This window comes from Bacteroidales bacterium MB20-C3-3, assembly GCA_035609245.1.
Classification (GTDB): domain Bacteria; phylum Bacteroidota; class Bacteroidia; order Bacteroidales; family UBA932; genus Bact-08.
On record CP141202.1, the window covers coordinates 641,666 to 668,188 of the forward strand.

A 26,523-nucleotide genomic window follows, 5' to 3' on the forward strand; every position below is an offset into this window, starting at 1 on the left:
AATGCTAGTATCTTCCACCCTTTCTTCTCTTCATCCTGAAGAGAAGAGAGGCGAAGAGTACTGATATTAGCATCACAACAATTAAGAGGATAAAATCATACATTCCCCCAAGTACAGGAAGCTCAATGTTCATCCCGTAAATACTTGCAATTAATGTAGGTGGCATTAGGAGAAGAGATACAAAAGTAAAAATCCTCATCAGTTTGTTCTGCTCCAGATTAATAAGACCGATAACAGTATTCTGCAAATATTCGAGACGCTCAAAACTGAAGTTAGTGTGATTAATCAGAGAGCTAACATCTCTCATCAGAATGTTGAGTTTGGTAAATACATCCCTGGGGAATTTGTCGCTTTTAAGAATACTTGATATCATCCTCTGTTTATCCACAATATTCTCTCTTACAAGCATTGTATTCTCTTGCAACTGAGTTATCTCAAGGAGGAACTCCTCATTCACAGCTCCCCCAAGGGAGACTGTTTTTGAATATTGGGCAATCTCCTTTGACATCAGCTCTATCATGTCGGCATCAAGGTCAATTCTGTTTTCAAGGATACCCACCAGAATGTGATAACCGGTTGGCATCAACCTGTAGTTGGCCATAAGTTTCCTCTGAATATCAGTGAAACTTCTGAGAGGAACATTTCTTATTGTCACAATAATTCCCTCGCAGAGAATAAAGGATACGGCCTCCATGCTGTAGTTATCCGGACCAGGAATCAGAAAGTTTGTGTTTGCAAATATAGATGTCTCATTTTCAGAGTATCTTGATGAACTCTCAATCTCCTCTGCCTGAGCACGACTCTGAATAGTAGTGTTTAGATAGGTTTCAATAGCACGCTTCTCGTCTCCGGAGGGAGACCAGAGGTCTATCCACAAAACATCATCATAACCAAGCTGGTCAAGTGCTGTTATTTCAGAAGTGGTTGTTACCTGTCCTTTGTTCTTGTAAAATATTTCAAGCATGATCTCATCCCTTTAATGGTTTTTAACTTCATTCAGATCTCCCTGTTAAAGGGAGAGAATTTAGCCAAACCATCGGACTCGGGATTTAAGTTCGTCAGGGGCCAGACTCCAGAATTCCGATAGTCCCTTTCGCTTATCTGCCGTTAAATTATATGAGATATTGTTTTTAAGGTACTCAAGAGCATATTCCCTGCTAAACTTGTCAGCAAAACGCTCTACACTCTTTTCAACATTATTGACTCCTAATGTCAGCGCTTCATTAAACATCTCTATGAAAGAGTCAGGAAGAGTTTTATTTGCCGTCCAGCAGGCAAATACAAATGGAAGATTTTTATACTCCATCCACACCTCTGCCAAATCATATACAAATTCAAATCGGCTGGCATTAAGAAGAGCTTTATCACCAATAAGTATATATGAGGAGCTATTATCAAGTGAACTATCTGAAAAATTAAAATCTACAAACTCAGGAGATATCATCCAGTAATTTTTACATAAAATTCTGGTAAGAATAACAGATGTTCTAGATTCGCTATCCAGGAAAATTCTCTCAATTTCGCTGATTCTCTTTCCACTGCACAGCAGAACTGAGGCTACTCTTCCCTCTGCTCCTATGCAATAATCAGATACAATTTGCGGATTTGTAATATATGGGATTGCAGCAACCGGAACCAATCCAAGGTCTGCATCTCCTGAAATCAGTTTAGATGCGGTAACAGCAGGTGGAACAAACTCGAGATCAATCAACCCGGATACAGGATGATTCTCAAGTCCGTAAACAAACGGAGCTGTATTGAGATAGGATATGGCGGAAACTCTAACCTTCATATCCTGCAAAGTTAGGTTAAAATTTCCAAATGCTCAACCAAAATCTTAAATCCTATAAAAATGAGGATTATACCCCCTGCTACACCCGCTCTTTTACCTGCCCTCACACCAACATACCTTCCCCACTTAATACCTGCAATTGAGGAGAGAAGTGTAAAAACAAATATAACTGAAGCTGTTACTGAAATATCCTTTAAGCTAAGGGTTGCCATTGCAAGCCCCACACCCACTGCAAGTGCATCAATACTTGTAGCAACTGCTGCTGTAATTAATACTTTTGGTTTTCTTATATCAAGACACACCTCCTCTGGATTTGCCAGACTATCCTTTATCATTTTAACTCCTGTGTATACAAGTATAACAAAAGCAATCCAATGATCAACAAATACAATAAGTGACTGCAGCCCTATACCGGCCAGCCAACCGGCAAATATAAAAAGAGACTGAACCACAGCAAATGTGGATACTATTCTGATAAAAGAGAGTCTTGGAATTTGAGGAAGGCACATTCCTGAAGACAACGACACGGCAAATGTGTCGAAACAGAGACCTAAGGCCAGAAGTATAAGTTCCGCCCAGGACATTGTCAGGCTCTCTTACCCTCTCTCAGAAGATACATTCCAATGAATGTAAAGAGACCATTAGCTATTAGTATCGTAAAGCCAAAACCAAAGCCAAGAAACTCCTTACCAACATAATCCAGTACAAAGCAAAGAATTGGTGATGCTATTGCTACTAGTGGCATATATCTATCCTTAACAGTATAATTTGTAAGAATTCCAAAGAAGAAGAAGCCCAGAAGCGGACCATAAGTGTATGCTGCAAGCAAATATACCAAGTCAATAACCGCCTGATTATTTACTTTATACAGTATCAAAATTATCAAAAAGAAGAGTATTGCAAATCCAGCATGAGCCTTTTGTCTGATGCTCTTTTTTCTCTCTTCAGACAAATCCGTTCTTTTACCAAACCCAATAAAGTCAATACAAAAAGAGGTTGTCAACGATGTTAAAGCACCTCCTGCACTTGGGTATGAGGCAGAGATCAATCCAATAATAAAGAAGAGACCAACACCAAGTCCAAGGTACTGGCTGGCAATTGTTGGAAACAATTTATCTGTCTGAGCTTTCGTAAATTCACCTAACTCATTTGCAAGTCCGATACCCTCCATTCCGCCTAGCTTTGAGCTTACAAAAATGGCGAGTACTGCTCCCATCAAAAGGAAGAAGAAGTTTACGACAACTATTGTTATACTGGTTGTATATATATTTTTTTGTGCCTCACCAATATTTTTGCAGGTAAGGTTCTTTTGCATCATCTCCTGATCAAGTCCTGTCATTACAATGGTGATAAAAATACCGGCTACAAACTGTTTGATGGCATTAGTAGAGTTGCTCCACTCCCAGTCAAGCCACTGAGCATAATCTGTGCCTGCAACTGCTCTTGCCATATCACCAATCCCCCACTGCATCTCTTTGGCAACAAAATATATAGTCAGTCCTACTGCCAGTAACATAAAGGTTGTCTGAAGAACATCTGTCCATATGATTGTCTTTACACCACCTTTAAAAGTGTAGAGAAATATCAGAAACATAAATATAAATGCAACTAACCAAAATGGGACAGAATCCTGAGGCAGAAATGTATGAAGCACTAAAACCACAACAAATATTCTTACAGCCGCCCCTAATATTCTTGATACCATAAAGACAGAGGCCCCGGTCTTATATGTAAAGAAGCCAAACCTGCTTTCAAGGTATCCGTAAATTGAGGTAAGATTCATCTTGTAATAGAGAGGGATCAGCACCTTGGCAATAACAAGGTAACCAACTACAAATCCTAATACAAGCGGCATATAGTAGAAATTTTGATTAAGAACATTTCCCGGTACAGAGATAAAAGTCACACCGGAAATTGATGTTCCAACCATTCCGTAGGCAACGATATACCATGGAGATTTCTTATTTCCGAGAAAATAGGAACCGCTGTCGGCCTTTCTGGATGTCAGCCAGGATATAAAGAAAAGAAGAGCCGTGTAGAGCGTAAAGGCTATCAGAAGCCACGAAAGTGGAAAGTCATGTTGCATATGATTTAATGTTAGATTATTTGCTTAATGGCACAAAAGGCTGCCTGTTCTGGATTGAACGCCCCAGAGTCACTTCGTCAGTGTACTCAAGATCATCACCAAAACCAACACCCCTTGCTATTGTACTTATTTTAATATCAAAATTGTTAAGTTTCTTGAACAGATAGTATGCAGTTGTCTCTCCCTCCATAGTTGTACTAAGGGCAAGAAAAACTTCATTAACCACTCCGGCTGAAACTCTGGAAATCAGATGATCAATCGATAAATCTGAGGGTCCTGTACCATCCATAGGTGATATTATTCCTCCCAGAACATGGTACAACCCATTGTACTGACCTGTGTTTTCAATACTTATAACATCTCTGATGCTCTCAACAACACACACAAGAGTCCTCTCCCGTGATGGAGAAGAGCATACCGGACAAATATCCGAATCTGAGATCATATTACACTCTTTGCAATATTTAATCTCACTCCTCATTCTGAGAATTGATTTACTGAATCGCTCCACATTCTCTCCCGGCTGCCTCATAAGATGTAGCGCAAATCTCAGCGCACTCTTCTTCCCTATTCCGGGAAGAGAAGAGAGTTCATCAACAGCATCCTGTAAAAGTGTAGATGTAAGGTTACTTCTGTACATTAATTTTTTGATTGAGTCTTTCCAAGATGAAAGTCAACTGCCTTTCTCACAGATCCGTGTTCAAGCAAAAGCGAGTTAGCCAGCTCGTAGTCTGTTATGCCGGCCTCCTCCATAATCATCAGGGTTCCTCTGTCAACAAGTTTGGCATTTGTAAGCTGCATATCCACCATTTTATTCCCCTTAACACGACCAAGCTTAATCATAGAGGTTGTAGATATCATATTCAACACCAGTTTTTGAGCAGTTCCTGATTTCATTCTTGTGCTGCCTGTTACAAACTCCGGCCCCACAACAACCTCAATTGGAATCTCAACCTCTGCTGCAAGTGGAGAGTTTGGGTTACAGGTTATACAGCCAGTAAGAAGACCTCTCCTTCTGGCCTCTCTTACTGCTCCAATGACATAGGGAGTAGTTCCGGAAGCTGCTATGCCAATTACCACATCGTTTTTATCAATCCCAAATTGCTGCATATCGCTCCATCCCATATCCCAGTTATCCTCAGCAGCCTCAACAGCTCTTCTTATTGCAGAATCACCGCCGGCTATCAGACCTATTACCAGATCATAAGGAGCTCCGTATGTTGGCGGAATTTCAGATGCATCCAATATACCCAGCCTGCCGCTTGTACCGGCTCCCAGGTAAAAGAGCCTTCCACCCTTTTTCATCCTTTCTACAATTCCGTCAACTATCTTTTCAATTTGAGGGATGCACTTTTCAACTGCTACAGGAACTGTTTTATCCTCTCTGTTCATATTCTGGAGCAAATCCAGGGTAGACATCTTGTCAAGGTCGCTATACCTTGATGGTTGTTCTGTAATCTTCATTATAGAGAATATTAAATACTTTTACAGTGATTTATGATATTGAACAAGCCCCTCAATAGGAGACTTAAGTATTGTGCCAAGTTTGACTCCAAGCTTTTCTGCCACCTCAGATATAATATCCTGATAGTAGTATGCAACTGACCCTACAAGATTTACCTTATACTTTTTATAGTCATACTGCATAATATTTCTGGTAAAAAACTCCTCAAAACTATCTCTCAGGAGTTTGTCAATATGTGGATGGTTCTTGTTATCATTTAGAAATACAGAGAAGGTTGCAAGGTATCTGTTTGGAAAAGGCTGGCGATAAACTCGTTCAATTACAGAACCATAAGTAAGGCCATATTTTTGATCAAAGATATCATTAAGATCTTTTGGTAATTGCCTCTTTAAATAATCTGAGATAAACTTTCTTCCAAGGACTGCACCACTCCCCTCGTCACCAAGAATATAACCGCACGCCGGAACATTATCTGCAATATTCTCACCATCGTAATAACAGGAGTTTGCACCGGTACCCAATATGGCAGCTATTCCCGGCTTGCGCCCGCAAAGAGCCCTTGCTGCAGCAAGAAGATCAGTGTAGGCGTTTGCACGAGATTTTGGGAAAACCTTTCTGAAACAATTCTGGAGCACCTGAATTTTTTCAGGAGAGGCCACACCAGCACCGTAGAAATGAATCTCGGTAACAGTAGCACTTATATCAGGAAGAAGATGTTGCTCCAGTTCATAAATTATCTGCTCTTCGGTTTGAAAAAAAGGATTAATACCTGCTGTTGTGATTTTCTGGACCGAACCGTCGCTGTGAATAGCTCTCCAATCTACTTTGGTTGAGCCGCTGTCTGCAATTAAACGCATATGAATGGGGTTTATATAATTGGCAAAGGTAACTATTTTGCCAGACTATTTCAACACCACAGGGAACTTTCTCCAATGCTTATAACCCGCCGCAGCAGCTATCAGATATACAAGATAAAGCAATGCAGTAACATAAAGACCTTGCCAGAAAAAGAGTAAGGCAGCAGCAAGGTCTGCTATAATCCAGAGTATCCAGTTTTCAATATGCTTACCTGATACCCACCAGGTTGCCAGCATACTTATAATTGCGACAAAGGCATCCATAGCCGGATATGGATCTTCACTATAATTTGAAAGAATATAATAAACAATGAAAAAACCACCCAGTGAAGCAATTGAGGATACAACACCCTTCCTGAAATCCAGCTTTACTGTTACCTCTCCTCCAATACTCTTAATATTTGAAGCGCTCTCCCCTCCCCATTTTCTCCATCCGTAAAAACTAACAATCAGGTAATATAGCTGCAGCAAAGCTGCAGCATTAAGTGAGGCCATGTAAAAAACGATAATATACATCAAGGCAGAGAGAGCACCAACTATCCACATTGCCCTCTTCTGCCTGATTTCAAGAATTACGTAAGCAAATCCTGTAATTGCCCCAACTATTTCAATCCAGTTCATTAAAATCTGAATGATGCTTTTAACATAAAATTAATACCTGCCTGAGGATATAACCCCTCCTCAATATAGGGAGATGAGCCATCTGCAAATTTAGCCATATACACCCAGGCATTTGAAAAATATTTTCTGTTAAGAATATTATCAATAAACAGACCAAGTTCCAGCTCAGAAATATCTTTTATTTTAAAACTCTTTATCCCTTTTAAACCCATTATAAAATAGGCCGGGACAGATCTTTCAACACTGGATGTATTGTCATAATACTGCCTGCCTACATGTTTACCATAAACCGATACTGATGACGACAGAGATGGCATAAAAGTAACCATACCCATTCCAACAGTAGACGGTGAGTACGGAAGATTGGTGATTTTGTAGAACTCACTCATTTGAGGAAGAGGAGTCCAGTCATCCTGATTGTCATACAAATCTGTCCAGTGAGTGTAGTCTTTAATTCTGTTAATACTTAATGACAGATTCCCGTCCAGTTTAATAAATGAAACAGGAGACCAGGAGGCAATCAGTTCTATCCCTCTTCTGAAAGAGAGGGGAACATTCTCCTTTATAACATACCCGGTTTCACTCAATCTTCCTGTGGGAACAAGCTGGTCCTTATACTCCATGAAATAAAAATTTGCAGAGAGAGCAACACTTCTTCCGGTGAAAGTATACCCTGCCTCAATGTCAATTAACCTCTCAGGCTTAATAAGGTCCGCCTTACCCGCCTTTATTGACTCTTTTATATCGGCCCTCCCCGGCTCCTTTCTTCCTACTGAGGCCGATGCAAACACTCTGCTGCTGCCTGAATTATATGTTATTCCAGCCTTAGGATTAAAGAAGTTGTATTTGTTGTCATTGTTTAACTTTATAAAATCCTTATCCTCCCCTCTGAGGCTATATGATATGTTTCTGTACTGAAGATCCGCAAAGGCTGTTATCTTCTCAGATATATTCAGCTCCGCCCTTGCAAACAGAGAGAGATCTCCTTTATATCCGTCATTCAGATACCACTGGTAATTTTCAGGAATATTTTCTCTCCATTTTGACCATATCAGATTGCCAAAATGTGATCCGTCATAATATGAATATGATATACCTCCTGTTGCCTTCAGGCTCTTCCTGTTTAATTGCAGTGTAGATGAAGCGGCATAATAATCATTTGCCAGCGCCTGTCTTATTATCACATCTGATCTTTTATACTCTTTTGAATCTATTATCTGGAGAGGTAATCCATACTCAGAAAATTTCCTGTTCATTTTATAATTTTCATAATAGCCCTCGCCGGCTGTATAGTGAAGCACACTATTCCATGTAAGGCCATCTGCAAGCTCTCTGGAAAAAAGAGCCTGAATATGATGCTGAGTGTAGTTATCGGTTTCATTATCATAGTACCTCTCGTTACCGGCCTCGTCATAGTAGAGACCTGCAGGGTTGTACCTTCTGTCAATCTCCATCATCTCCCTTGAGACACCCTCCCAGGTAATACCAGTTTTTTGGTCTCCATAAATGTAGTTTACTCTAATTGCACTCTTCCCGTGATACCATCCGGCAGTAGCAAAAAGAGAGGTTAGGTCACTCTTTGCATTCCTTATGTAACCCTTTCCCATATTTTTTGAATACCTGATATCAAAGGAGAATCCTTTTGAAGTTAGCCCTGTTCCGGCACCGGCGGTTGTAGTAAAACTGCTGTAACTCCCCACTCCCATCTCCGCCATTCCATAAGCCTCCGGAGATGTAAAGAGTGTTCGCATATTTAAACTCGCTCCAAAAGCACCCGGTCCATTTGTAGATGTTCCCACCCCTCTTTGCAACTGAATATCCTGAACAAAAGCAGAAAATGCAGGTATATTAACCCAAAATACCTCCTGTGATTCTGCATCGTTGATTGCAATTCCATTTACTGTAACATTTGTTCTTGATCCATCACTGCCTCTTACTCGCATTGATGAATACCCCAGTCCATTTCCTCCTTCCATAGTAGAGACAACAGAAGGCATCAGGGAGAGAGCCATTGGAATTGACTGAACAGGAGAGAGCCTTTTAATCTCCAATGGGGTGAGTTCTGAATGGCTTACAGGAGTATTCTTACCTGCACGCCAGGCCTCAACAACAATACTGTCCAGTTTATTGAAAACTGTCTTCTCTTTTTGCCCCTCTTGCTGGGCAAGTGCGATAAATGGTGAAAATAATACCCCGCACAATAAAGCTAATCTTTTCATTTAAAAGTTATTTTATATGCAGGGGGATACAGAGACACAGAAGAAGCGCTTTCCCTACGCCGGCATTATCCGGATCAGGTGAAAAGGGTGTGATCTCAGCCCGTAAAGGGCACCCCCAAGCATTTGTTAATGCATTGCAAATATAAATAAAATTCTGCCTGTGGAGCAAATATTCGTACATTTGCACCCGGTGGGTCGCTTTGTCGCTCTTCTTTTTGAGGGGAGGAAAGTCCGGACAGGGCAGAGCAAGACTCTGTGGAAATCACAGCTGGGGGTAACTTCAGGTAAATCGTAACAGAAAATAACCGCCCTTTAGGGGGTAAGGGTGAAAATGCGGGGTAAGAGCCCACAACAGATTATGGCGACATAATTTGGGTACGACCAGTCTCCTGCAAGGCCAAGTATACCGGCAGTCAAGAGCTGCTCGCTCGTTGCCGGGGGGTAGGCTGCATCAGATAAATGACAGAGGCCTCTCTTTGAGAGGTACAGAATCCGGCTTACAGACCCACCTTTTTTTTAGAATAGTGTCGGATGATCCTCGTCGAATCTTTTAAGTATAGTAGAGATTATTGCCTCTCTGCAGAATTTTGCATGAGAGCTTACTTTATAGCGTTTACAATAGAGCTGTATCGCCTCTAACTCCTTATCGTTAAACAATATAGTTTTCCTATGGCGTCTTACAGCCTTTTGTCTATCTTTTTTCAACTCTGGTCTCAAGTAGTGATTTATACCCCGGTATACCCTCCAAAGGATAATTCTTTGCTGCATAATCTATCCACTCCAGAGCAAGTTTATACTCATCCATCATCTCCAAAGCAACAGCAATATTGAATGCAGCCGATGCCCTCTTTACAGGGGTAGCTTCATTTGTAAGAGTCATCCAAATATCCATTGCCTCTTTCCATTTGAACTCCTGAGAAAGCCTGTATGCCTCCAGCCAGGGTCTGGATTCATAGTTATAGAGATATCGCTCAATTGGTTCCCAATTATCAAAGAATCTTGAAGAGAATGAAGCTCCAAGTTTTTTTGAGATCTCATACATTGAGGAGTAGAGTCTTGAGGCTATTATCTCATCTTTCATATCCATTCTGCTGATAACCTCCCAGTATATAGTATCAGCTACCTCCCTTCTGAACTCAGGTAATCCTGTGATCCCGTTATACAGACCAACCTCCATTGTGAAGGGGAGAGAGACATATGAGATATCGGAACTTCCGGGAAGGCCGTCACTGGCCACCTTATAAATAGTCATTGTGCCCATATCCAGATACTCAATGACAAACAACATATCTGCTGAAGAGTTGAGCGCTAGTCCCCTGACATATTCAGGATTATCGAGTTGAGATCTCTGAGTACCTGTTTGATTAAATACCATAATTGCTCCGGTGTCAAGCGACAAATTTGACTCAAGTCCCTCGGCAAGTCCTAAAGCCATATTAAGCATCAGAAGAGAGTCTGTTGTAAATCTCTCTTTGTCCAGACTGGCTGAATCCTTAATTGCATCAGTAGAAGAGAAAACAGATATACTCTTGTCTGTCAAATCTACCGGAAACTCAGCAGGTACACGCTGATCTATGTTAAAATACTGGATTACCGGGCCGCACGAGTTAAGCAATAAAGCAGCCATTAAGCCGGATACGGCAAATAGGATTAATTTTCTTTTCATAACCTACAAATATTCCCAGAATTTTTTCATTACATCGTAAAGCACATCTGACTCATATTCTACGAACAGAGGCTCAGCACTCTCCTCCTGAGTAACAATCAGCTCCATTTTATATGGCCCCTTCATGCTGAATACACAGCCATTCTGAAGATTATTAAGGGCGCGCTCTACGCTCTCCCTTATCTCTCCATATACAACCTGAGGAGATTTACTCATAGCGCAGTTTCTCCCATACGCAAACTTAGTCTCAACAGTCTCAATTGCTCCGAAATTCTCATGTGCCTCCTTACAGGCCATATTGTCACCTGCAACAAAAACAACAGGAACTCCAAACTGAGAAGCATACAAAGCATTAAAGGCCGGTTCAAAGAGAGGTTTCCCGTTGATTTTAAAATCTATTACTTTTAAAGACATTGTATGAGAGAGAGTTCCCATCATCTCACCTGCCCTTGCATGAGCACCAATGAACAGAAGAGCGTCAAATGTTGAGTCAATTCCTAGTACCATTGTGTGAGGTGTACCGGGTACACGGCCCTTGGTTAGCCTGGCTCTTGGATCGAGTAACAGTGGATTAACATTTATATTTCCAGAATGTCCGTCCCTGACAATAATCTCAGTTGCTCCTGCCGCTACTGCACCCTCAATTGCCGAATTTATCTCACCGGTAAGGATATCACAATTTCTGTCAAAATGAGGGTGCCCGGGGTATATCTCATCCCAGTTTACAACATTCGTGACACCCTCAAAGTCTACCTGAATCATTATTTTAAGACCATTTCCGCTTTTTCCGCGATTTAGAAATTCTTTTGAAGTACTCATGATTCCGGTTTATTTATTATTAAAATTACATTTTCATACCCCCGCAAACGGAGATAACCTGACCTGTTACATAAGAGGATAGATCAGAGGCAAGGAATGTACAAACATCTGCCACATCTTCCGGCTTTCCTCCTCTTCTAAGTGGAATCTGATCTGCCCATTGCTTCTTAACATCATCAGGCAATTTGCCTGTCATCTCGGTAATAATAAACCCCGGAGCAACGGCGTTAGCTCTTACTCCCCTTGACCCAAGCTCCTGAGCTATGGATTTTGTCAATCCAATCATACCGGCTTTAGAGGCCGAGTAGTTTGCCTGTCCTGCGTTTCCTCCAACTCCAACTACAGAGCTCATATTAATAATACTTCCACCTCTCTGACGCATCATTACCGGAGTAACAGCATGGACAAAGTTAAAAGCACTCTTAAGGTTAACATTGATAACTGCATCCCACTGCTGCTCACTCATCCTCATCATCAGACCATCTTTTGTTATGCCTGCATTATTGACTAATATATCAAGTTTTCCAAATTCCTTTACAACCTGCTCAACAACAGCGTGTGACTCTTCAAAATTTGCAGCGTTTGAGGCAATTGCGAGAGCCTTAACACCAAATGATTCAATCTCAGACTTTGTCTTTTCAGCATTTTCATCAATTGTAAGATCTGTGAATGCAATATTTGCACCCTCGGAGGCATATTTTAGAGCTATAGCTTTTCCGATTCCTCTTGCAGCTCCAGTAATAAGGGCTACCTTTCCTTCAAGTAATTTCATTACTTATCAATAAATTACGTTAATATTCATTTAAATTATCCGTGCAGTAAGATCATACTCCCCCGCACTCTCTATCTTTGTGTCAACAAATGTACCAATAATATCTTTTGTTGAAAAACCTTTTGGCATCTCTCCTTTTCCAATCAATATCTCACCATCAACCTCAGGGCTCTCTCTTCTGCTTCTGCCAACATAAACATCTTTGTCTTCGTAGTCAATAAGAACCTTTTCAACTGAACCAACTCTGGATAAATTATGTGCCATAGATATCCCTGACTGAAGTTCCATCAACATCTCATACCTCTCCTGCTTCTCTCTGTTCCTGATGGTATCTTTGAGATTTGATGCACCCCAGGTACCCTCCTCCTCTGAATAGGTAAATGCCCCCAGTTTCTCAAAACGGGCCTCCTCTACAAAACCTAACAGCTCCTTAAAAGCTCTTTTGTCTTCACCCGGATGCCCCACAATCATTGTTGTTCTCAAAGAAATTCCGGGAACGCTTTTTCTGAATTTCTCAACAAGTCTTCTTGTTTCTGCTCCATTAATTGATCTTCTCATATTTGACAAAACCTTGTCATTTACATGCTGAAGAGGAATATCAAGATACTTGCATATTTTATCGTTTGAGGCCATTACCTCCAGGACATCCTCCGGAAAACCGGCAGGATATGAATAGAGCAATCTTATCCACTCAATGCCCTCAACCTTGGATAAACTCTCCATAAGAGGTGCTAATGCCCTCTTTTTATATATATCAAGTCCATAATAAGTAGTATCCTGAGCAACAAGAATAAGCTCCTTAACACCCATTGAAGCGAGGTTTGACGCCTCTTCAACAAGCAGCTCTGAATGGACAGACTTATGAGATCCCCTGATTAATGGAATAGAACAGTAAGAGCATACCCGGTCACAACCTTCAGAAATTTTCAGATATGCATAGTGAGAGGGCGTGGTAAGAAATCTATGATTATCAAAAGATGAGTTCCACTCTTTACCAAGAGCCCTTAGCACAGACTTTGAGTCAAATGCTCCATAAAATCCATCAACCTCAGGTATTGACTCCTCTAATTCCAGCAGATATCTCTGGGAGAGGCACCCAAATACATGTATCTCCTTTATATAACCCCTTTTTTTTGCATCAACAGCAGAGAGTATTGCATCAATACTCTCTCTCTTGGCATCTTTAATAAAACCGCATGTATTGATTACAACAATATCTGCATTTGCAACAGTTAGGTCCTCCCCTTCAGGAGAGATAATCAACCCTGATTCAAAGATCTGTTTTAAGAGGTGTTCTGAATCGACTCTGTTTTTTGAACAACCCAGGGTTACAAGCTGAATCTTCTTTACCATTATTCAGCAACTTCCTCTTCCCCCTCCTGGAGAAATTCAAGAGTGGCAAACTCCTTCAGGTTATTATACCAGTCAACAACCTTCTTCATATGAGATGTGTAAAAACGATCTCTGTCATAGTCAGGAAGTACCTCTTCAAAAAAGCTCTTTAGTTTTGCAGCATCAGATTTACCGGATGGTGCACTCTCCTCTCCAAGTTTCTCCCTCATCTTTTCCAGTAGTTGTTGTAATTTCACCTCCCCTTCATCAGTAAAAACTGATATATCAGAAAGTGACGAGAGTTTGGCGCTCATTCCGCAAACCATTCTCTTGTTATCAGACAAGGATTCTACAACAACTCCTGCATTTGCCTGTGCTACATATTTATAAAGCCCCGGATAACCGGAAACCGTTAGAATTTTCTGTAAATTGGTTTTCATATTTTTTCAATCTGTTTATTTATACTATTCCTCTCTCCTTTTTAATCTTTTCGTAGGCAACACTTATTTTCTTGAACTTCTCCTCGGCTGCTCTCTGAACATCCGGACCCAGGCTTGAAACTTTATCAGGATGATGTTTAACCGCCATCTTTTTGTAAGCCCTCTTTATCTCATCGTCTGTTGCATTTTTATCTACCTCAAGAATCTGATAAGCTGCATCAATTCCTTTGTCAAACATAGCAAATACAGATTCGCTGTCCTGCAAAGGGATTGAGAGTGCTGCAGATATTCTTTTAAGCACAGCAATCTCATCGCTGCACACATCTCCATCTGCTCTTGCAATGCCTGTCAGATAGTGAAGCAACTGAAGCCTTGTTGCTGCGTTTGTGTTAATTCTGATTTGTGCGCATACAGATTCAATATTGACCTCTTGTTTTAAAAGGTCTCTTAAAAGCAGTGCTGCTTCAGAAGCGGCATCTTCTCCAAAATTTTCTGCGATAAACCTCTTAACATAATCAAGTTCACTTTTAAGAACTCTTTTATCTGCATTCATGATGGCAGAGGAGAGTACAAGAAGAGAGACCAAAAAACTATTCCTTTGTTCTACTCCGGAATAGACTCTTCTTCCTCTTCCTCCCTCTGTTACAACCTCGCCTTTATCAAAAATTGAGCCTACTGCAAAACCAAGTATTCCGCCAATCGGCCCACCAAGCGCCCATCCAAGCGCTCCTGTTATCCATTTTCCGTAACCCATCAAATTTCAGGTTTAAATCCGGTTTGATTAAAAATCTCCATCAGCTGGGGCAAGATTGCCCGCTTTCCGTCTGCAAATATAATGAAATCTGCCATTCTGATTCTCTCCTCATCACTCCACTGTCTCTCCATCCTTGCTCTGACCTGCTCCTCTGTTATTGAATCCCTCTTTATTACCCTTCTGATTCTCTCCTCTTCCGGAGCAACCACCACTATTATTTTGTCCGCAATTCCCCTGAATCCGGGAGTTTCAAGAAATATAGCCGATTCATATATTACAGCTTTATGTCCGTCCGCCTTAATACTCTCTCTCCATAAGAAAAAGTCCTTAAGAACCTCAGGATGAACAATATTATTAACCCTCTCCAGAAGAGATGGATCAGAGAATATCTTTGATGCCATAATATCTCTCCTTACACCATTTTCAGATAAAATATCATCACCCAATAAGTTTGCAAGTTTGGTTACAAGAAGCCGATTTGTGTTATACAGCTCTTTTGCTCTGATATCTGCAATATAGGCAGGTATACCCAGGGCAGACATAAGCCTCACCAGGTAGGACTTTCCGCTTCCGATACCTCCGGTTACCGCAAAACAAAACATAGAACTTATTTTAAAGTATCAACTGACGCAACGGAAACCTCAACAAAAGGGGGATCAGCTCTCCATGAGAGAACACCTTTATTGTTTCCGCTCAACAGAACCTTTACAACACCATTTATTGAAGTCTCAAAATCATGATAATCAACTTCCATCGTAACAGATGCAGCATCATTGGGAGCCTCCCCAAACTTCTCACGGAAATAGAGAGTCACCTCAGAGGGATTAGATTTTAATATTATACCATCGGGGACATTTACAAATGAGAGAGGCAGCTGAATGCTTTTTTCAACATATCTAACTATATCCATGGAGTATGATATATCTCCGGAAGAGAACCTTACACCCTTTTCCGGGATAAGCTCAACAACCCCCTGAACAGACTTGTCAAGATTTTGAAACTTCAGCTGTTTGGTAAAGACAGAGTCAATCTTTGAGAGGAGAGTACTCTCTCCATATAAAGTTACTGAGTCCGGTGACAGCTTAGGAGTTGAATTGAGAGTGTACTGTGGTGCATAGGAGATAATAAAATCCGGTTTGACAGGAACCCTTTTATTTGTCTGACCGGGGAAAAAATAAAACAATGTATCTGTAGCAAATGATTCAACAAAAAGAGTATTCCCGAATGACTGGATTAACCTGTCGTTAACATCCTTTACCAAAACATAAAAACCATCCGTAACACCTGCCCTCCTTCTGATCTCCCTCCTTTCCGGTGATATATATATTTTATTAATTGTTCCACTGTAACGATGCTGCAATATGTAAAACCCGGTTGCTTTACCCCTTACAATTAAATAATTTTCCGAATCAGCCTCTCCGCTTCTCCCTTCAAGGCCTGCTGATGCAGTAACTTTATACTGTAAATATACAGTGTAACTCTCTGACAACTTATGAATTGACCATATGACAAAAGCAAGAAAGAGACAGAACAAAAACAGTAAGATTTGTCTGCCCCTTTCGTAGGAAATATTGAAAATCCTGAGCTTTATCATAATAAAGCCAATGATTTATTTTTGAGGGATATCAGTAATATCCTTTACAATTGAAGATTTATCAACTCTTATCTTTACATTGTTGTCAATCTCAAGGAAGATAAAAGTGTCTTTGTCGTTAACCTCGGCAACTCTGCCATAGATACCGCCGGCTGTAATTACCTTATCGCCTTTTTGAAGTGACTGGCGGAACTTAACAAGCTCTTTCTGCTTCTTTTGTTGTGGTCGTATCATAAAAAAATACATCACAACAAAGATTAGACCCATCATTATAAGGAAACTCCAGTTACCCGATCCGGCACCTGCAGGCTGCGCCTGTAAAAATGTTAGAAAATTCATTTCTCTTTCTGTTAAAATTTATACAAAATTAATCATTCTGACGAGCCTACCAAACCCCGGCCCCTCTTCTCTATCTGCCCATCCTTCATAAGGGATGCTATTACCTTATCCAGAATTCCATTTACGAATACTTTACTGTTGGGTGTACTAAAGTATTTTGAGAGCTCTACATACTCATTTATAGTAACTTTAACGGGGATATCCTGAAATTCAAAAGCCTCTGCAATGCCCATTACAATCAAAGCAGTATCTGTTGCAGCAAGCCTCTCAATATCCCAGTTTTGTAAATGTTTTCCCATTAACTCCATATATTTATCGTAGTGAATCATGGACTTTTCAAGCAATCTTACTGCATAATCCCTGTCGTCCTCTTTAAGAAACACAGCAGGATGCTTAATTTTGGATGACTCTTTAAGAGTACTCAACCTTTTTGTTATAACATTTACAACATATTCAAGGTCATCAGTCCAGAATAGCGATAAATCCTCCAGAACATCATGAAGTTCGTCATTCTCCTCAAACTCCTCCTCAAAAAACCGGATAATTAGATTCAGATCATTCTCAAATGAGTTTTCTGAAGACTCCATATACTCTTTAAAGTATTCAGAAGCAGACATAGAGAGAAAAAACTTTTTCACCAATGACTGATAATCATTCCACAGAAGCCCCCTTTTTTCACAAAAAGTGAGAAGATCCGTGTTTTCTTCAAGCATAGCGATAACCCTGTTCTCTGCAAATCTCATATTCGGATTGCGCTCCTCATCACTGGGATGAAACTTCTTAAGACCTGTCTCAATTTTTGACTGTGCAATCTTCCTGACTGCAACGGGCAGGGTGAGCATAAAATAATATAATTCAAGACTCTTATCACAACTCATCATAAGATCACTCACCGCTCCGGAGAGAGAGAGAGTCTCTGAGTTTACTTTTCCGAAAAGAATTTTGAAAACCTTAACCCTAATAAGCCTTCTGTTAATCATAAAATTTTGTTGAATAAGCAAATATTTTACAAAGATAGGTTTTTGTGCACAAAAAATAATTTTATCTTTGTCAGGCAAATCTAAATTGAACTAAAATGTACTTCGAAGACTTTGACATTAATGATTCACAGGAGAGGAACGGGGATGATGTTTTTTCAAAACCGGTGAGAGCCGGAAAACGCACCTACTTCTTTGATGTAAAGGCAACCAAGAACAACGATTACTACCTCACAATAACAGAGAGTAAAAGAAGAGTTGACCGTGACGGCAGATTCGTTTATGATAAACACAAGATATTCCTTTACAAGGAGGATTTTGAAAAATTCTCTCAAGGTCTTGAAGATATTATTAAATACATAAAAGAAAATGCTCCTCAGACTCAGGAAAAACCTGTCAGAGAGGGTGCGGGCTCATTTTCTGATGTGAATTTTGAAGAGTTGTAAATAAACAATTTCAGAAAAAAAAAAGAGGCCAACTAAAAATTGCTTTTTAGTTGGCCTTCTCTCTGTTTGAGGTACCAAGCAGATTCGAACTGCTGTACACGGTTTTGCAGACCGCTGCCTAACCACTCGGCCATGGTACCGGTTAGGGGATGCAAATGTATGAATTTTTTTCATACATCCAAAATCAGCTATGTTGTAACACCTTTTTATGTTTCATGTTGCTCACCAGTATTCCTGAAACAATGAGGGCTAATCCTGCAATTGTCAGGAGTGTAATTCGCTCACCTAAAACACGGTTAATAATTAAAAAAGAGAGCATTGGTGCCAGATAAATCATCTGAGTTACAACAATCCTGTTTGTTGCAATATTAAGGGCCTTATTCCATAATATAAAAGTTATTCCCATCTCAAACAGCCCTACATATACAGCTGCATATAGAGGAACACCAAATTCTAAAGGTTCCGGTGATATAAGAAATGCTATAAGAAGGAAAACAGATCCGGCTAGAAAATTTCTGAAAAGCTCCTCAACCGGCTCTTTTGAATTGTCAATTTTTAACATCCAGTATACAGCCCAAATCACTGTGCTGGCCAATATAAATATAATACCGGCAATTGAAAGTGTGCCGGAAGAATCAGCACCATCATTAAGTGAAAGCATAACTATTCCGGCAAAGCTTATCAGCACACCCAATGCCTGAATAACTCCTATCTTTTGTTTCATAAAGATTGCCATCAGCAAAATGAGAACAACCTGCCAGGAAAAATTCATAGGTTGTGCTATTTGAGCAGGGAGGAGAGAATAACCCTTAAAAAGTATGAGATAATATATAAAGGGGTTCATTGCACCTTGCCAAAGAGAATTGAGAACAACCCTCTTATCTTTAAGAGTTTTAATAGTATTAATCAAATTTCGGGTGTACCCCAGATATATTGTGAATACAATTAAAGCAGTAAGAGATGAAATTAAAAGCAGTGTTACTGCAGCCATTCCGGCAAGTGCAAGCTTGAATGCAGTTGCTACCGTGGCCCAAAAGAAGACCACAAAAGAGGCCATAATAACAGCTTTTTTCTGCCTACTCATCTCTTTTTGCCTTATTAAACAAATGGTCTGCCTGCTGAAGTAACTTACCCTTCAGTAATGGGTGAATGTCTGCGCTGTTTGTGTAGTTCAAAACATAGTAAGCAGCCCTATCCCCTCTCTGTCCGGATAGCAACGCCTGGAGCCAGTTTCTTGGGAAAAAGATATCCCCGGTTCTCTGAATCTCCGGAAGAATCTCCAAAGCAGGAGTAATATATTCAACAGCATCTTCTGACCTGGAGTAGTGACACAGATAGCTGAGTGCATTTATTGTCCGCGGCTCTATTACTCTGTTCTCTTTCATTAAAAGAGCTCTGAACATTGAATCTCTTACAGATTTATCTGGTGAAATGGATTTGAATACAAAGTTGAATTCCTCTATTCTGTCCTTACCATTTATATAAGTGAGTGCAACCCTACCTATCTCATCATACAACAAAGGATTCCTGAGTGCCGTTTCGTATGCAAGATTGATAAAATCTCTCTCGCTGAGATTAAGTTCAGAATATTTAGCCGGATTTTTCAGAATATCATTAAGAAGCTTAGCCCAACTTTCACCCCATGCAAAACGGATAAGTGACCTGAAAGCTGTTAATCTTAAGTCTCCCTCTTTTGCTGATAAAGAGATCTTCCACAATAGGTCTGAGGCATGTTGAGATGCAATAGTTCCATGAAGATACCTGACATTTGTTGCGGCAAGGTAATTAACAGCCCTGTTAAAAACAATCCTGTCACTTTCAACAGGAAGAATATTGCATATAGCCTCTGAAAATTTCTCAGGGTTGATATAGCCTGCAACCATATTCTCGTATAGAGTTATTAAGAGAGAACCTCTTGTTAATGGGGTAAAAAGAGGCAATCTTTCCAGCAAAATATCATTATTAAAGGAGTTTGTTATAAAAAGACCATAAGCCTTACCGTCTACATTGGGATATATAAATCCATCCTCAGATACTATATTGAGTATCTCTTGCTCCCACTCTAATCCCCTGTTAAAAGGATCTTTCTGTAATAATTTAACACCCCCGTTCTCAGCCGCAGATATTTTATATTCAGGTCTGCCTCTCTCCTTAATCCATACATTGCTCCACATATTAAGGTCTGCCTCGGTATAGCTATCCAGTATCTCAATTAGATTATCCCAGGTGGCATTTGAGAAAGCATATTTCCTGAGATACTCCTGTATCCCCTTCCTGAAGTTCTCTTCACCAATCATCCTCACCATCATCTCCATAACGACAGGTGCCTTGTTATAGATTATATTTCCATAAACCAATCCGGCATTATTAAGGTTATCCAGAGGTTGTTGTACCGGATTTGCCCCAACAGTTCTGTCCTCTTCATAAGCCGGAGGAAAATAGCTATCTGTAAATGCAAGTTCATGGTCCATCTCCGGGAAAAGCGGAGTTACCATACGGGCAGCAAACCAATTGGCAAAGACCTCTTTTGTCCAGACATCGTCAAACCATTTCATAGTAACATAATCTCCAAACCACATATGAGCAGTCTCGTGAGCTATAAGTTTAGCTCTTGCAAATCTCTCGGCTACTGTGGGATTCTCGCTTATAAACAGAGTCCTGTCTGCATAAAGAGTTGCCCCGGCATGCTCCATCCCTCCATACTGGAAACCCGGAATAATAGCTATGTCGTATTTTAAAAAGGGGTAGTCAACTCCTGTATAATCCTCAAGCCATTTGACAGAAGAAAAAATCTGAGAAGCTATTGTATCGCACTGTGCAATTCTGTAAGGAAGAGTCTCTTTGTGAAATATCGAAATACTCCTTTCTCCTGATTTTACTGAATGCTCGTTAAAAAGACCCGCAACAAATGAAAAAAGATAGGTAGGCAGAGGATCAGACGGGGCAAATCGTATAAAATCTGCCTCTCTTGATGCCGATGGTGCATTTGACATAGCAACCCAACCTTCAGGCAAATCAAGAGAGAGTTCATATACTGCCTTAATATCAGGCTGGTCAAAACAAGGGAAGAGTGTTCTGGCCCTGTCCGGGACTAAAAGAGTGTACAAAAAGTCCTCTCTTCTGTTTAACGATTGTTCCCCGGCAAGGAAATCAACTTTAACCTCATTTTTCCCCTTTTTAAGTACCCTTTTGCTTAAAACAAGGTGCTCTTCAACAATCTCCGGCTTAACTTCTGTGCCATTAACAACTATACTTTTAACAGGATTGATTGAATCGTGAAAAAAATCGAGCCAGAGAGTCTCCCGGTTCTTGAGTTCAAAATTGATTTGAGCTTTACCATGCACTAAGGAATCAATATGGTCCGGTATTGAAAAATGGAGTTTGTATCTTACCTGGGAAATATTGTTAAATCTATTATCTGCCAACTCTTTGCTCACACCTGTACCTGGCCCTATTAAACCAGATGTACATCCGGCCAGGATAGTTACAATAAGTATGAGAAAATATCTGATCATCAGAGAGAGATATCAGAGGAGAGAAGCAACTCAAGCCACCTTTTGTCTCTTTCATCAAAATCCCCGAGCTTATCTGAGTCAATATCAAGAACAGCTATCACTTTTCCATCCTTCATTACAGGAAGAACTATTTCAGATTTTGACAGAGAACTGCAGGCTATATGACCAGGGAATTTATCCACATCGGGAACTATAATAGTCTCTCCCAATTTCCAGGAGGTTCCACAAACCCCTCTGCCATTAGCAATCCTTGTACAAGCCACAGGACCCTGAAAGGGACCGAGCACAAGTGAGCTGCCAAATGGGGAAGAGTCCTCCTTTACAATATAAAAACCAACCCACCAAAAGCCAAATGCCTCTTTAAGGGCAGCTGAAATATTGGCCATATTCGCAATGGGGTCCTGCTCCCCCTCTGTAAGTGCTAAAATTTGAGGCAATAGTGATTCGTATACCGAGTCTTTATCTCCTTTTAATATTGTCAATGATTCCATAAAAACGAACCTCTTTTATCAGTTTATTCAACATAAAGAACCAATCCTTTAAGGTACTCCCCCTCCGGATGATATATACTAACCGGATGATCTGCCGGCTGAGTAAGTCTGTGCAGAATTCTTACAACTCTGCCGGTAGCAGCCGCAGCAGAAAAAACAGCCTCGGCAAATGCAATTTTATCAACAACCTGAGAGCAGCTGTAAGTAAATATTATTCCACCGGGAGCGACTCTTGAAATCGCAGCTGCATTAAGTCTTTGATATGCCCTGAGGGCATTTTGCATAGCGCCTCTGTGTTTTGCAAAGGCAGGCGGATCAACAATTATTAGGTCATAGCGGTTGCCGGAAGATTCCCTTAGAAAGTCTATAGCATCTTCTGTAAACGAATTATGTACAATATCTTTGTCAATTAATCCTGCCTCTCTGTTAATTTCGATATTTCTCTCAAGCATCTTCATAGCTTTTGCAGAGCTGTCAACAGAGTCAACAGATTTTGCACCTTTAGCCAGGGAGTAGATTGAGAAACCTCCTGTATAACAGAAGAGGTTAAGAACCCTTTTTCCTGAGGAGTATTTACCTAACAATTCACGATTGTCTCTCTGATCAAGAAAAAATCCTGTCTTCTGGCCATGAATCCAGTCAACAGAGAAGAGCAAACCATTCTCCTTTACAATCTCTTCACCCTCCCTCTTTCCATAAAGATACTGATCCATCAGATCCAGAGAGGCTTTAAAAGGAGCAGTTGAAGAACTTTTATCGTATACCGCTGTGAGTTTATCTCCGTAAAGAACTCTAAGAGCCTCGGCAATCTCCTCCCTGGCAAGAAACATCCCTGCAGAGTGTGCCTGCATTACAGCAGTTTTGCCATATATATCCACAATAAGACCCGGCAACATATCACCCTCTCCGTGGACAAGTCTGTATGTTGTATTATCAACCCTGACAACACCGGCACTCACTCTCAAACTATAAGCTGCACTAAGTTTCTCTGTCCAGAATCTCTTTCCCGGTACATTTTCACCAAATGAGAGCATTCTTACAGCAATTGAACCAACCTGAAAATGGCCATAACCAAGTGTTCCACCCGCCGCAGATACAACCTCAACAATGTCTCCCTCTGCAATCTCACCCTCACTCCTGACAATAGCTCCGGAAAAGACCCATGGATGGAATCTCAGTATGGACTCCTCTCTTCCCCTTCTAAGTATTACTCTTTTTTTCATCTTCATTTTCCGGTTTAGGAGTACTCAGCAATTTCAGATACATCTGCCTGCAAACCCAGGCATCAATTGCAGCATAATTAACCTGCGCATCAGAAAGCACATCGGCCTCCCAGTTAGAGAGCTGCTGAGATTTGGATACTCTGACACCCAGTACTATCGCTGCCATCTTTCTCACACTCTTCTCTTTTATAAGCCAGTTATTACCTATGGTCTGAAGATCTACAAATCCCCTGGGAATAAACTTTGTATATCTCTGAAGCCCCCGAATATCTTCATTTACAGCGGCCCCAACCTTTATTATTTTTTTCGTCGAAAGCACTTTACACAAAGAGTCGGGCATTCCCAGTTCTGTGAGCCTGAATATAAAGGCCCTTGTTCCGCTTGCAAGCTGTAGTAAGGCAACACTGTTTCTTTTTACATTAGCCTGAAAAACAGGTTTGGTCTCTGTGTCAAAACCAATTATCTTCTGAGATGCAAGATATGCAATTGCACTCTCATACGATTCGTCATTTTTATCTATTATAGTCACCTCTCCGGTGAATTCTGCATTTTTTAGTTTCTCTATCTCCTCCGGAGAAATTGTGTTCTTAAAGATCATTTTTATCAGATAGTTTCATTATGCCAAATGTTGCAGGCAATCTTTTCTCAATTCTTTCAAGGCTCTCAGCCGGGATAAGATCTTTTGAGAGCTCCTTTATTACATAGGTCTCTCTTAAGCCTTCAAGCTCCCTCCCATATTTAAATTCAAATGTAAAACCTCCCCTGGGATCAAGTTTATCTGCAGGAAGAGCAGGATTTGGCAAACTTATAAAAGTTTTAAGAGATCCGTTATTACCCCTTTGAGAGAGCAATCCGGACTCCTTTAGAGCCTCGTATGTTTCAATAGCAACATATTTTGACGGGTCAATAAATCTAACCTCATCAGCCAGCAAATCTCTGTATGGATAGACATTACCCTCTTTAAAATCTCTCAGTTCAGTTATCATCAATTTCATTGTATCCAAAAGGTATGGATAGTGAGTACAACCTAGTATGATATTTTCAAGCTTTACTCCTGATTCCATTGTCCTGAACTTCTCAAGAAGCGATACAAGATGATATCTTGCATAGTTTCCGGAAGAATTAAGCTGAATATCAACTATTTTGCCATTCTCCACCTTTGTTAGTAAAGCATTTCCGGAATTATCAAAATTATAGGCACCAAGCAGCTTCAAATTAATGAAACCATCACCTTCGCCCATACGCGGCCCTCTGTAATTCTCTCTAGGCTCAAAAGCCGAGAGGTCTGTATAATCCCTTTCAAGATCAACAGATTCAGCAAAACCGGAGCCGGCCTGATTCACCACTACAGGAACCACAGCGCCGCCGGCTGAGAATATCTCATTTATTGTTCTTTCATAACCTCCGGATGCAATTGTCCCCTCCGTGGCCATAATACCCACTGCCGATAGTCTCTCTCCGCCTGAAGCTGAGAAAAGCTCCTCTGCTGCTGCATTAATAACCCCGATAACCCTTGTCCCCTCTCTCTCACTGTCAAGATATCCGGCAACCTCAGTTAAAGCATTTGCAGTAGCTGTATTACAGGCAATTACAATAATTTTTGAATTAAAAGGATCTGAGGCAAGAAATCTGGCATCATTAACCACAAGCTCTTTAAGGAGCTCCCCTTTCCCCTGAGAGTTGTATATACCATATGGCATATTGACCTGATCTGCAAGGAATACAAAATCCTCTTTAGAAAAGTCAAGAACTCCGTCAGCTCCGCGCTCGCCTGTTATATTGTTAAACTCATCCAAAGTAAGAAATGCCTCAAGCACTGTGAGTCCACCTGTGCCTGAATCAAACATTCCCACAGGATTGTTCCGCTTTCCGGAACAAGCCGGAAGTACAAAAATCAGAACTAAAATAAGAGTAATAACTCTACTTAACATACCTGAATGTACCATATTGTGAAATTATTGTAGTTTCAGTCTCGTCAGATGCCTCTACCCTTCCTATCACCCTGGCCTCAATTCCAAATTTTTCAGAAATTGAAATAATCCTCTCAACAGACTCGGGAGTTGTATAAATCTCCATCCTGTGCCCCATATTGAACACCTTGTACATCTCTTTCCACTCAGTCTTTGACTCCCTCTGAATCGCACGGAAAAGAGGAGGTACCGGAAACATATTATCTTTAATTACTGACAAATTTTTAATAAAATGCAGAATCTTTGTCTGACCACCACCTGAGCAGTGAACCATTCCGCTAATCTCTTCACCTGAAGCAAAAAGAATCTCTTTAATAACAGGCGCATATGTTCTTGTTGGAGACAAAAGCAGTTTCCCATATGTCATTCCGCTCTCCGGCTCAATATCGTCCAGTTTCAGAGAACCTGTATAAACATACTCTTCAGGAATCTCAGCATCATAGCTTTCCGGGTAGGATTTTGCCAGATAAGAGGAGAAGAGATCGTGTCTGGCGGATGTCAGTCCGTTACTGCCTGTTCCTCCGTTATACTCATCCTCGTACACAGCCTTTCCGTAGGAAGCCAGCCCAACTATAACATCCCCTGCCTTAATGTTTGAATTATCAATAACCTTAGATCTTTTAATCCTGGCACAAACTGTAGAATCAACAATAACTGTCCTTACCAGATCGCCTACATCAGCTGTCTCTCCTCCGGTAAGCCTTATATTAATTCCATAAGAGGCCATAAGTGATGCAAAATTTTCTGTACCCTTGATAATTTCAGAAATTACCTCTCCCGGAATTTTATTTTTATTTCTCCCGATTGTTGAAGATAGCACCATCTCATCTACTGCTCCCACACATATAAGATCATCTGTATTCATCACTACAGCATCCTGTGCAATCCCTCTCCAGACACTAAGGTCACCAGTCTCCCTCCAGTAAGCATAAGCAAGAGAGCTCTTGGTCCCTGCACCATCGGCGTGCATTACAAGTGCATACTCATCATCCCCGGTGAGATAATCGGGTACAATTTTACAAAAAGCACCAGGAAACAGGCCCTTGTCAATCTTTTCAATTGCCTTGTGAACATCTGATTTTGATGAGGATACCCCCCTCATTGCATATTTTTTAGCCTCTGTCTCTTCTCTGAGCATATTTCAA

The 26,523-nt window shown here is 40.6% G+C and carries 27 protein-coding genes, 1 tRNA gene, 1 other RNA gene and 1 riboswitch; of the genes, 2 read left to right on the forward strand and 27 right to left on the reverse strand.

The features are described 5' to 3' along the window. Positions 1-4: 4 nt before the first annotated feature. Genes U5907_02845 through U5907_02885 form a run of 9 tightly spaced genes read right to left on the reverse strand, consistent with a single transcriptional unit; the run spans position 5 to position 9,040 of the window. Positions 5-964, reverse strand: a complete 960-nt coding sequence (locus U5907_02845) for a CorA family divalent cation transporter (protein ID WRQ33593.1) — start codon at positions 962-964, stop codon at positions 5-7. A 60-nt stretch (positions 965-1,024) separates the two neighbouring features. Then, the gene (locus tag U5907_02850) at positions 1,025-1,792 is read right to left on the reverse strand and encodes a menaquinone biosynthesis protein (protein ID WRQ33594.1); all 768 of its coding nucleotides are present in this window, start codon (positions 1,790-1,792) and stop codon (positions 1,025-1,027) included. Positions 1,793-1,803: 11 nt separating this feature from the next. Further along, a complete protein-coding gene (locus U5907_02855) occupies positions 1,804-2,376 on the reverse strand; it encodes a manganese efflux pump MntP family protein (protein ID WRQ33595.1) in 573 nt (190 codons plus the stop codon). A 2-nt stretch (positions 2,377-2,378) separates the two neighbouring features. Continuing rightward, positions 2,379-3,878, reverse strand: a complete 1,500-nt coding sequence (locus U5907_02860; GenBank protein WRQ33596.1) for a sodium:solute symporter — start codon at positions 3,876-3,878, stop codon at positions 2,379-2,381. A gap of 16 nt (positions 3,879-3,894) precedes the next feature. Continuing rightward, a complete protein-coding gene (recR, locus tag U5907_02865) occupies positions 3,895-4,518 on the reverse strand; it encodes a recombination mediator RecR (GenBank protein WRQ33597.1) in 624 nt (207 codons plus the stop codon). Beyond that, positions 4,518-5,342 carry an N-acetylmuramic acid 6-phosphate etherase gene (gene murQ / locus U5907_02870; GenBank protein ID WRQ33598.1) on the reverse strand — a complete coding sequence of 275 codons (825 nt, stop codon included), beginning with the start codon at positions 5,340-5,342 and terminating at the stop codon, positions 4,518-4,520. Before murQ ends, recR begins: the two co-directional genes overlap by 1 nt. A 21-nt stretch (positions 5,343-5,363) precedes the next feature. Next, the gene (locus U5907_02875) at positions 5,364-6,200 is read right to left on the reverse strand and encodes an ATPase (protein WRQ33599.1); all 837 of its coding nucleotides are present in this window, start codon (positions 6,198-6,200) and stop codon (positions 5,364-5,366) included. 45 nt (positions 6,201-6,245) lie between these two features. Next, positions 6,246-6,821 carry a nicotinamide riboside transporter PnuC gene (gene pnuC / locus U5907_02880; protein WRQ33600.1) on the reverse strand — a complete coding sequence of 192 codons (576 nt, stop codon included), beginning with the start codon at positions 6,819-6,821 and terminating at the stop codon, positions 6,246-6,248. Further along, positions 6,821-9,040, reverse strand: a complete 2,220-nt coding sequence (locus tag U5907_02885) for a TonB-dependent receptor plug domain-containing protein (protein WRQ33601.1) — start codon at positions 9,038-9,040, stop codon at positions 6,821-6,823. The genes pnuC and U5907_02885 overlap by 1 nt, the downstream gene beginning before the upstream one ends. Positions 9,041-9,074: 34 nt before the next feature. Then, positions 9,075-9,167: riboswitch (TPP riboswitch) on the reverse strand. Positions 9,168-9,227: 60 nt separating this feature from the next. On the opposite strand from U5907_02885, the gene rnpB reads away from it, so the two are divergent. Next, positions 9,228-9,556: RNase P RNA component class A (gene rnpB / locus U5907_02890), an RNA gene on the forward strand. 175 nt (positions 9,557-9,731) lie between these two features. Here the strand turns inward: rnpB and U5907_02895 are convergent. From U5907_02895 to nusB, 10 genes are read right to left on the reverse strand one after another with little or no spacing between them, the layout of a single operon-like run. Then, complete coding sequence (locus U5907_02895) at positions 9,732-10,706, reverse strand: DUF6340 family protein (GenBank protein ID WRQ33602.1); 975 nt, start codon at positions 10,704-10,706, stop codon at positions 9,732-9,734. A gap of 3 nt (positions 10,707-10,709) precedes the next feature. Next, positions 10,710-11,525 carry a M55 family metallopeptidase gene (locus tag U5907_02900; protein WRQ33603.1) on the reverse strand — a complete coding sequence of 272 codons (816 nt, stop codon included), beginning with the start codon at positions 11,523-11,525 and terminating at the stop codon, positions 10,710-10,712. A 25-nt stretch (positions 11,526-11,550) separates the two neighbouring features. Further along, positions 11,551-12,297: a 3-oxoacyl-[acyl-carrier-protein] reductase gene (gene fabG, locus U5907_02905; GenBank protein ID WRQ33604.1), complete on the reverse strand. Its 747-nt coding sequence runs from the start codon at positions 12,295-12,297 to the stop codon at positions 11,551-11,553. Between the two features lie 30 nt (positions 12,298-12,327). Further along, entirely contained in the window at positions 12,328-13,650 is a 1,323-nt protein-coding gene (gene rimO, locus U5907_02910; GenBank protein ID WRQ33605.1) for a 30S ribosomal protein S12 methylthiotransferase RimO, read from the reverse strand. Beyond that, positions 13,650-14,069 carry a DUF5606 domain-containing protein gene (locus tag U5907_02915; GenBank protein ID WRQ33606.1) on the reverse strand — a complete coding sequence of 140 codons (420 nt, stop codon included), beginning with the start codon at positions 14,067-14,069 and terminating at the stop codon, positions 13,650-13,652. Before U5907_02915 ends, rimO begins: the two co-directional genes overlap by 1 nt. 19 nt (positions 14,070-14,088) lie before the next feature. Continuing rightward, complete coding sequence (locus tag U5907_02920) at positions 14,089-14,823, reverse strand: TerB family tellurite resistance protein (protein WRQ33607.1); 735 nt, start codon at positions 14,821-14,823, stop codon at positions 14,089-14,091. Then, complete coding sequence (gene coaE, locus U5907_02925; protein WRQ33608.1) at positions 14,823-15,425, reverse strand: dephospho-CoA kinase; 603 nt, start codon at positions 15,423-15,425, stop codon at positions 14,823-14,825. The genes U5907_02920 and coaE overlap by 1 nt, the downstream gene beginning before the upstream one ends. A 5-nt stretch (positions 15,426-15,430) precedes the next feature. After that, the gene (locus U5907_02930) at positions 15,431-16,417 is read right to left on the reverse strand and encodes a YbbR-like domain-containing protein (GenBank protein ID WRQ33609.1); all 987 of its coding nucleotides are present in this window, start codon (positions 16,415-16,417) and stop codon (positions 15,431-15,433) included. Positions 16,418-16,432: 15 nt separating this feature from the next. After that, entirely contained in the window at positions 16,433-16,756 is a 324-nt protein-coding gene (gene yajC, locus U5907_02935) for a preprotein translocase subunit YajC (GenBank protein ID WRQ33610.1), read from the reverse strand. Positions 16,757-16,788: 32 nt separating this feature from the next. Further along, positions 16,789-17,736 carry a transcription antitermination factor NusB gene (nusB, locus tag U5907_02940; GenBank protein WRQ33611.1) on the reverse strand — a complete coding sequence of 316 codons (948 nt, stop codon included), beginning with the start codon at positions 17,734-17,736 and terminating at the stop codon, positions 16,789-16,791. A gap of 95 nt (positions 17,737-17,831) precedes the next feature. Between nusB and U5907_02945 the strand changes: the two genes are divergently transcribed. After that, positions 17,832-18,179, forward strand: a complete 348-nt coding sequence (locus U5907_02945; GenBank protein ID WRQ33612.1) for a DUF3276 family protein — start codon at positions 17,832-17,834, stop codon at positions 18,177-18,179. A 69-nt stretch (positions 18,180-18,248) separates the two neighbouring features. Here the strand turns inward: U5907_02945 and U5907_02950 are convergent. From U5907_02950 to U5907_02985, 8 genes are all read right to left on the reverse strand, one after another. Beyond that, positions 18,249-18,319, reverse strand: a tRNA-Cys gene (locus tag U5907_02950). A 44-nt stretch (positions 18,320-18,363) separates the two neighbouring features. Continuing rightward, a complete protein-coding gene (locus U5907_02955) occupies positions 18,364-19,263 on the reverse strand; it encodes a DMT family transporter (protein ID WRQ33613.1) in 900 nt (299 codons plus the stop codon). Further along, positions 19,256-21,694, reverse strand: coding sequence for a M1 family aminopeptidase (locus tag U5907_02960; GenBank protein WRQ33614.1), 2,439 nt, complete (start codon positions 21,692-21,694; stop codon positions 19,256-19,258). The genes U5907_02955 and U5907_02960 overlap by 8 nt, the downstream gene beginning before the upstream one ends. After that, complete coding sequence (locus U5907_02965) at positions 21,694-22,185, reverse strand: GAF domain-containing protein (GenBank protein WRQ33615.1); 492 nt, start codon at positions 22,183-22,185, stop codon at positions 21,694-21,696. Before U5907_02965 ends, U5907_02960 begins: the two co-directional genes overlap by 1 nt. A gap of 23 nt (positions 22,186-22,208) precedes the next feature. Next, positions 22,209-23,408 (reverse strand): class I SAM-dependent rRNA methyltransferase, encoded by a 1,200-nt coding sequence (locus U5907_02970; protein ID WRQ33616.1) that lies wholly within the window; start codon positions 23,406-23,408, stop codon positions 22,209-22,211. Further along, the gene (locus U5907_02975; GenBank protein WRQ33617.1) at positions 23,386-24,006 is read right to left on the reverse strand and encodes a 3'-5' exonuclease; all 621 of its coding nucleotides are present in this window, start codon (positions 24,004-24,006) and stop codon (positions 23,386-23,388) included. The genes U5907_02970 and U5907_02975 overlap by 23 nt, the downstream gene beginning before the upstream one ends. Further along, positions 23,996-25,354 carry a hypothetical protein gene (locus U5907_02980; protein WRQ33618.1) on the reverse strand — a complete coding sequence of 453 codons (1,359 nt, stop codon included), beginning with the start codon at positions 25,352-25,354 and terminating at the stop codon, positions 23,996-23,998. Before U5907_02980 ends, U5907_02975 begins: the two co-directional genes overlap by 11 nt. After that, on the reverse strand, positions 25,329-26,516 hold the full coding sequence (locus U5907_02985) for an AIR synthase related protein (GenBank protein WRQ33619.1): 1,188 nt from the start codon (positions 26,514-26,516) through the stop codon (positions 25,329-25,331). The genes U5907_02980 and U5907_02985 overlap by 26 nt, the downstream gene beginning before the upstream one ends. Positions 26,517-26,523: the final 7 nt, after the last annotated feature.

What these genes read in the sequence shown, in the direction of transcription:
- U5907_02845 (WRQ33593.1), bottom strand. Translation starts at nt 964, where the DNA reads ATGCTTGAAATATTTTACAAGAACAAAGGACAGGTAACAACCACTTCT.
- U5907_02850 (WRQ33594.1), bottom strand. Translation starts at nt 1,792, where the DNA reads ATGAAGGTTAGAGTTTCCGCCATATCCTATCTCAATACAGCTCCGTTT.
- U5907_02855 (WRQ33595.1), bottom strand. Translation starts at nt 2,376, where the DNA reads ATGTCCTGGGCGGAACTTATACTTCTGGCCTTAGGTCTCTGTTTCGAC.
- U5907_02860 (WRQ33596.1), bottom strand. Translation starts at nt 3,878, where the DNA reads ATGCAACATGACTTTCCACTTTCGTGGCTTCTGATAGCCTTTACGCTC.
- recR (WRQ33597.1), bottom strand. Translation starts at nt 4,518, where the DNA reads ATGTACAGAAGTAACCTTACATCTACACTTTTACAGGATGCTGTTGAT.
- murQ (WRQ33598.1), bottom strand. Translation starts at nt 5,342, where the DNA reads ATGAAGATTACAGAACAACCATCAAGGTATAGCGACCTTGACAAGATG.
- U5907_02875 (WRQ33599.1), bottom strand. Translation starts at nt 6,200, where the DNA reads ATGCGTTTAATTGCAGACAGCGGCTCAACCAAAGTAGATTGGAGAGCT.
- pnuC (WRQ33600.1), bottom strand. Translation starts at nt 6,821, where the DNA reads ATGAACTGGATTGAAATAGTTGGGGCAATTACAGGATTTGCTTACGTA.
- U5907_02885 (WRQ33601.1), bottom strand. Translation starts at nt 9,040, where the DNA reads ATGAAAAGATTAGCTTTATTGTGCGGGGTATTATTTTCACCATTTATC.
- U5907_02895 (WRQ33602.1), bottom strand. Translation starts at nt 10,706, where the DNA reads ATGAAAAGAAAATTAATCCTATTTGCCGTATCCGGCTTAATGGCTGCT.
- U5907_02900 (WRQ33603.1), bottom strand. Translation starts at nt 11,525, where the DNA reads ATGAGTACTTCAAAAGAATTTCTAAATCGCGGAAAAAGCGGAAATGGT.
- fabG (WRQ33604.1), bottom strand. Translation starts at nt 12,297, where the DNA reads ATGAAATTACTTGAAGGAAAGGTAGCCCTTATTACTGGAGCTGCAAGA.
- rimO (WRQ33605.1), bottom strand. Translation starts at nt 13,650, where the DNA reads ATGGTAAAGAAGATTCAGCTTGTAACCCTGGGTTGTTCAAAAAACAGA.
- U5907_02915 (WRQ33606.1), bottom strand. Translation starts at nt 14,069, where the DNA reads ATGAAAACCAATTTACAGAAAATTCTAACGGTTTCCGGTTATCCGGGG.
- U5907_02920 (WRQ33607.1), bottom strand. Translation starts at nt 14,823, where the DNA reads ATGGGTTACGGAAAATGGATAACAGGAGCGCTTGGATGGGCGCTTGGT.
- coaE (WRQ33608.1), bottom strand. Translation starts at nt 15,425, where the DNA reads ATGTTTTGTTTTGCGGTAACCGGAGGTATCGGAAGCGGAAAGTCCTAC.
- U5907_02930 (WRQ33609.1), bottom strand. Translation starts at nt 16,417, where the DNA reads ATGATAAAGCTCAGGATTTTCAATATTTCCTACGAAAGGGGCAGACAA.
- yajC (WRQ33610.1), bottom strand. Translation starts at nt 16,756, where the DNA reads ATGAATTTTCTAACATTTTTACAGGCGCAGCCTGCAGGTGCCGGATCG.
- nusB (WRQ33611.1), bottom strand. Translation starts at nt 17,736, where the DNA reads ATGATTAACAGAAGGCTTATTAGGGTTAAGGTTTTCAAAATTCTTTTC.
- U5907_02945 (WRQ33612.1), top strand. Translation starts at nt 17,832, where the DNA reads ATGTACTTCGAAGACTTTGACATTAATGATTCACAGGAGAGGAACGGG.
- U5907_02955 (WRQ33613.1), bottom strand. Translation starts at nt 19,263, where the DNA reads ATGAGTAGGCAGAAAAAAGCTGTTATTATGGCCTCTTTTGTGGTCTTC.
- U5907_02960 (WRQ33614.1), bottom strand. Translation starts at nt 21,694, where the DNA reads ATGATCAGATATTTTCTCATACTTATTGTAACTATCCTGGCCGGATGT.
- U5907_02965 (WRQ33615.1), bottom strand. Translation starts at nt 22,185, where the DNA reads ATGGAATCATTGACAATATTAAAAGGAGATAAAGACTCGGTATACGAA.
- U5907_02970 (WRQ33616.1), bottom strand. Translation starts at nt 23,408, where the DNA reads ATGAAAAAAAGAGTAATACTTAGAAGGGGAAGAGAGGAGTCCATACTG.
- U5907_02975 (WRQ33617.1), bottom strand. Translation starts at nt 24,006, where the DNA reads ATGATCTTTAAGAACACAATTTCTCCGGAGGAGATAGAGAAACTAAAA.
- U5907_02980 (WRQ33618.1), bottom strand. Translation starts at nt 25,354, where the DNA reads ATGGTACATTCAGGTATGTTAAGTAGAGTTATTACTCTTATTTTAGTT.
- U5907_02985 (WRQ33619.1), bottom strand. Translation starts at nt 26,516, where the DNA reads ATGCTCAGAGAAGAGACAGAGGCTAAAAAATATGCAATGAGGGGGGTA.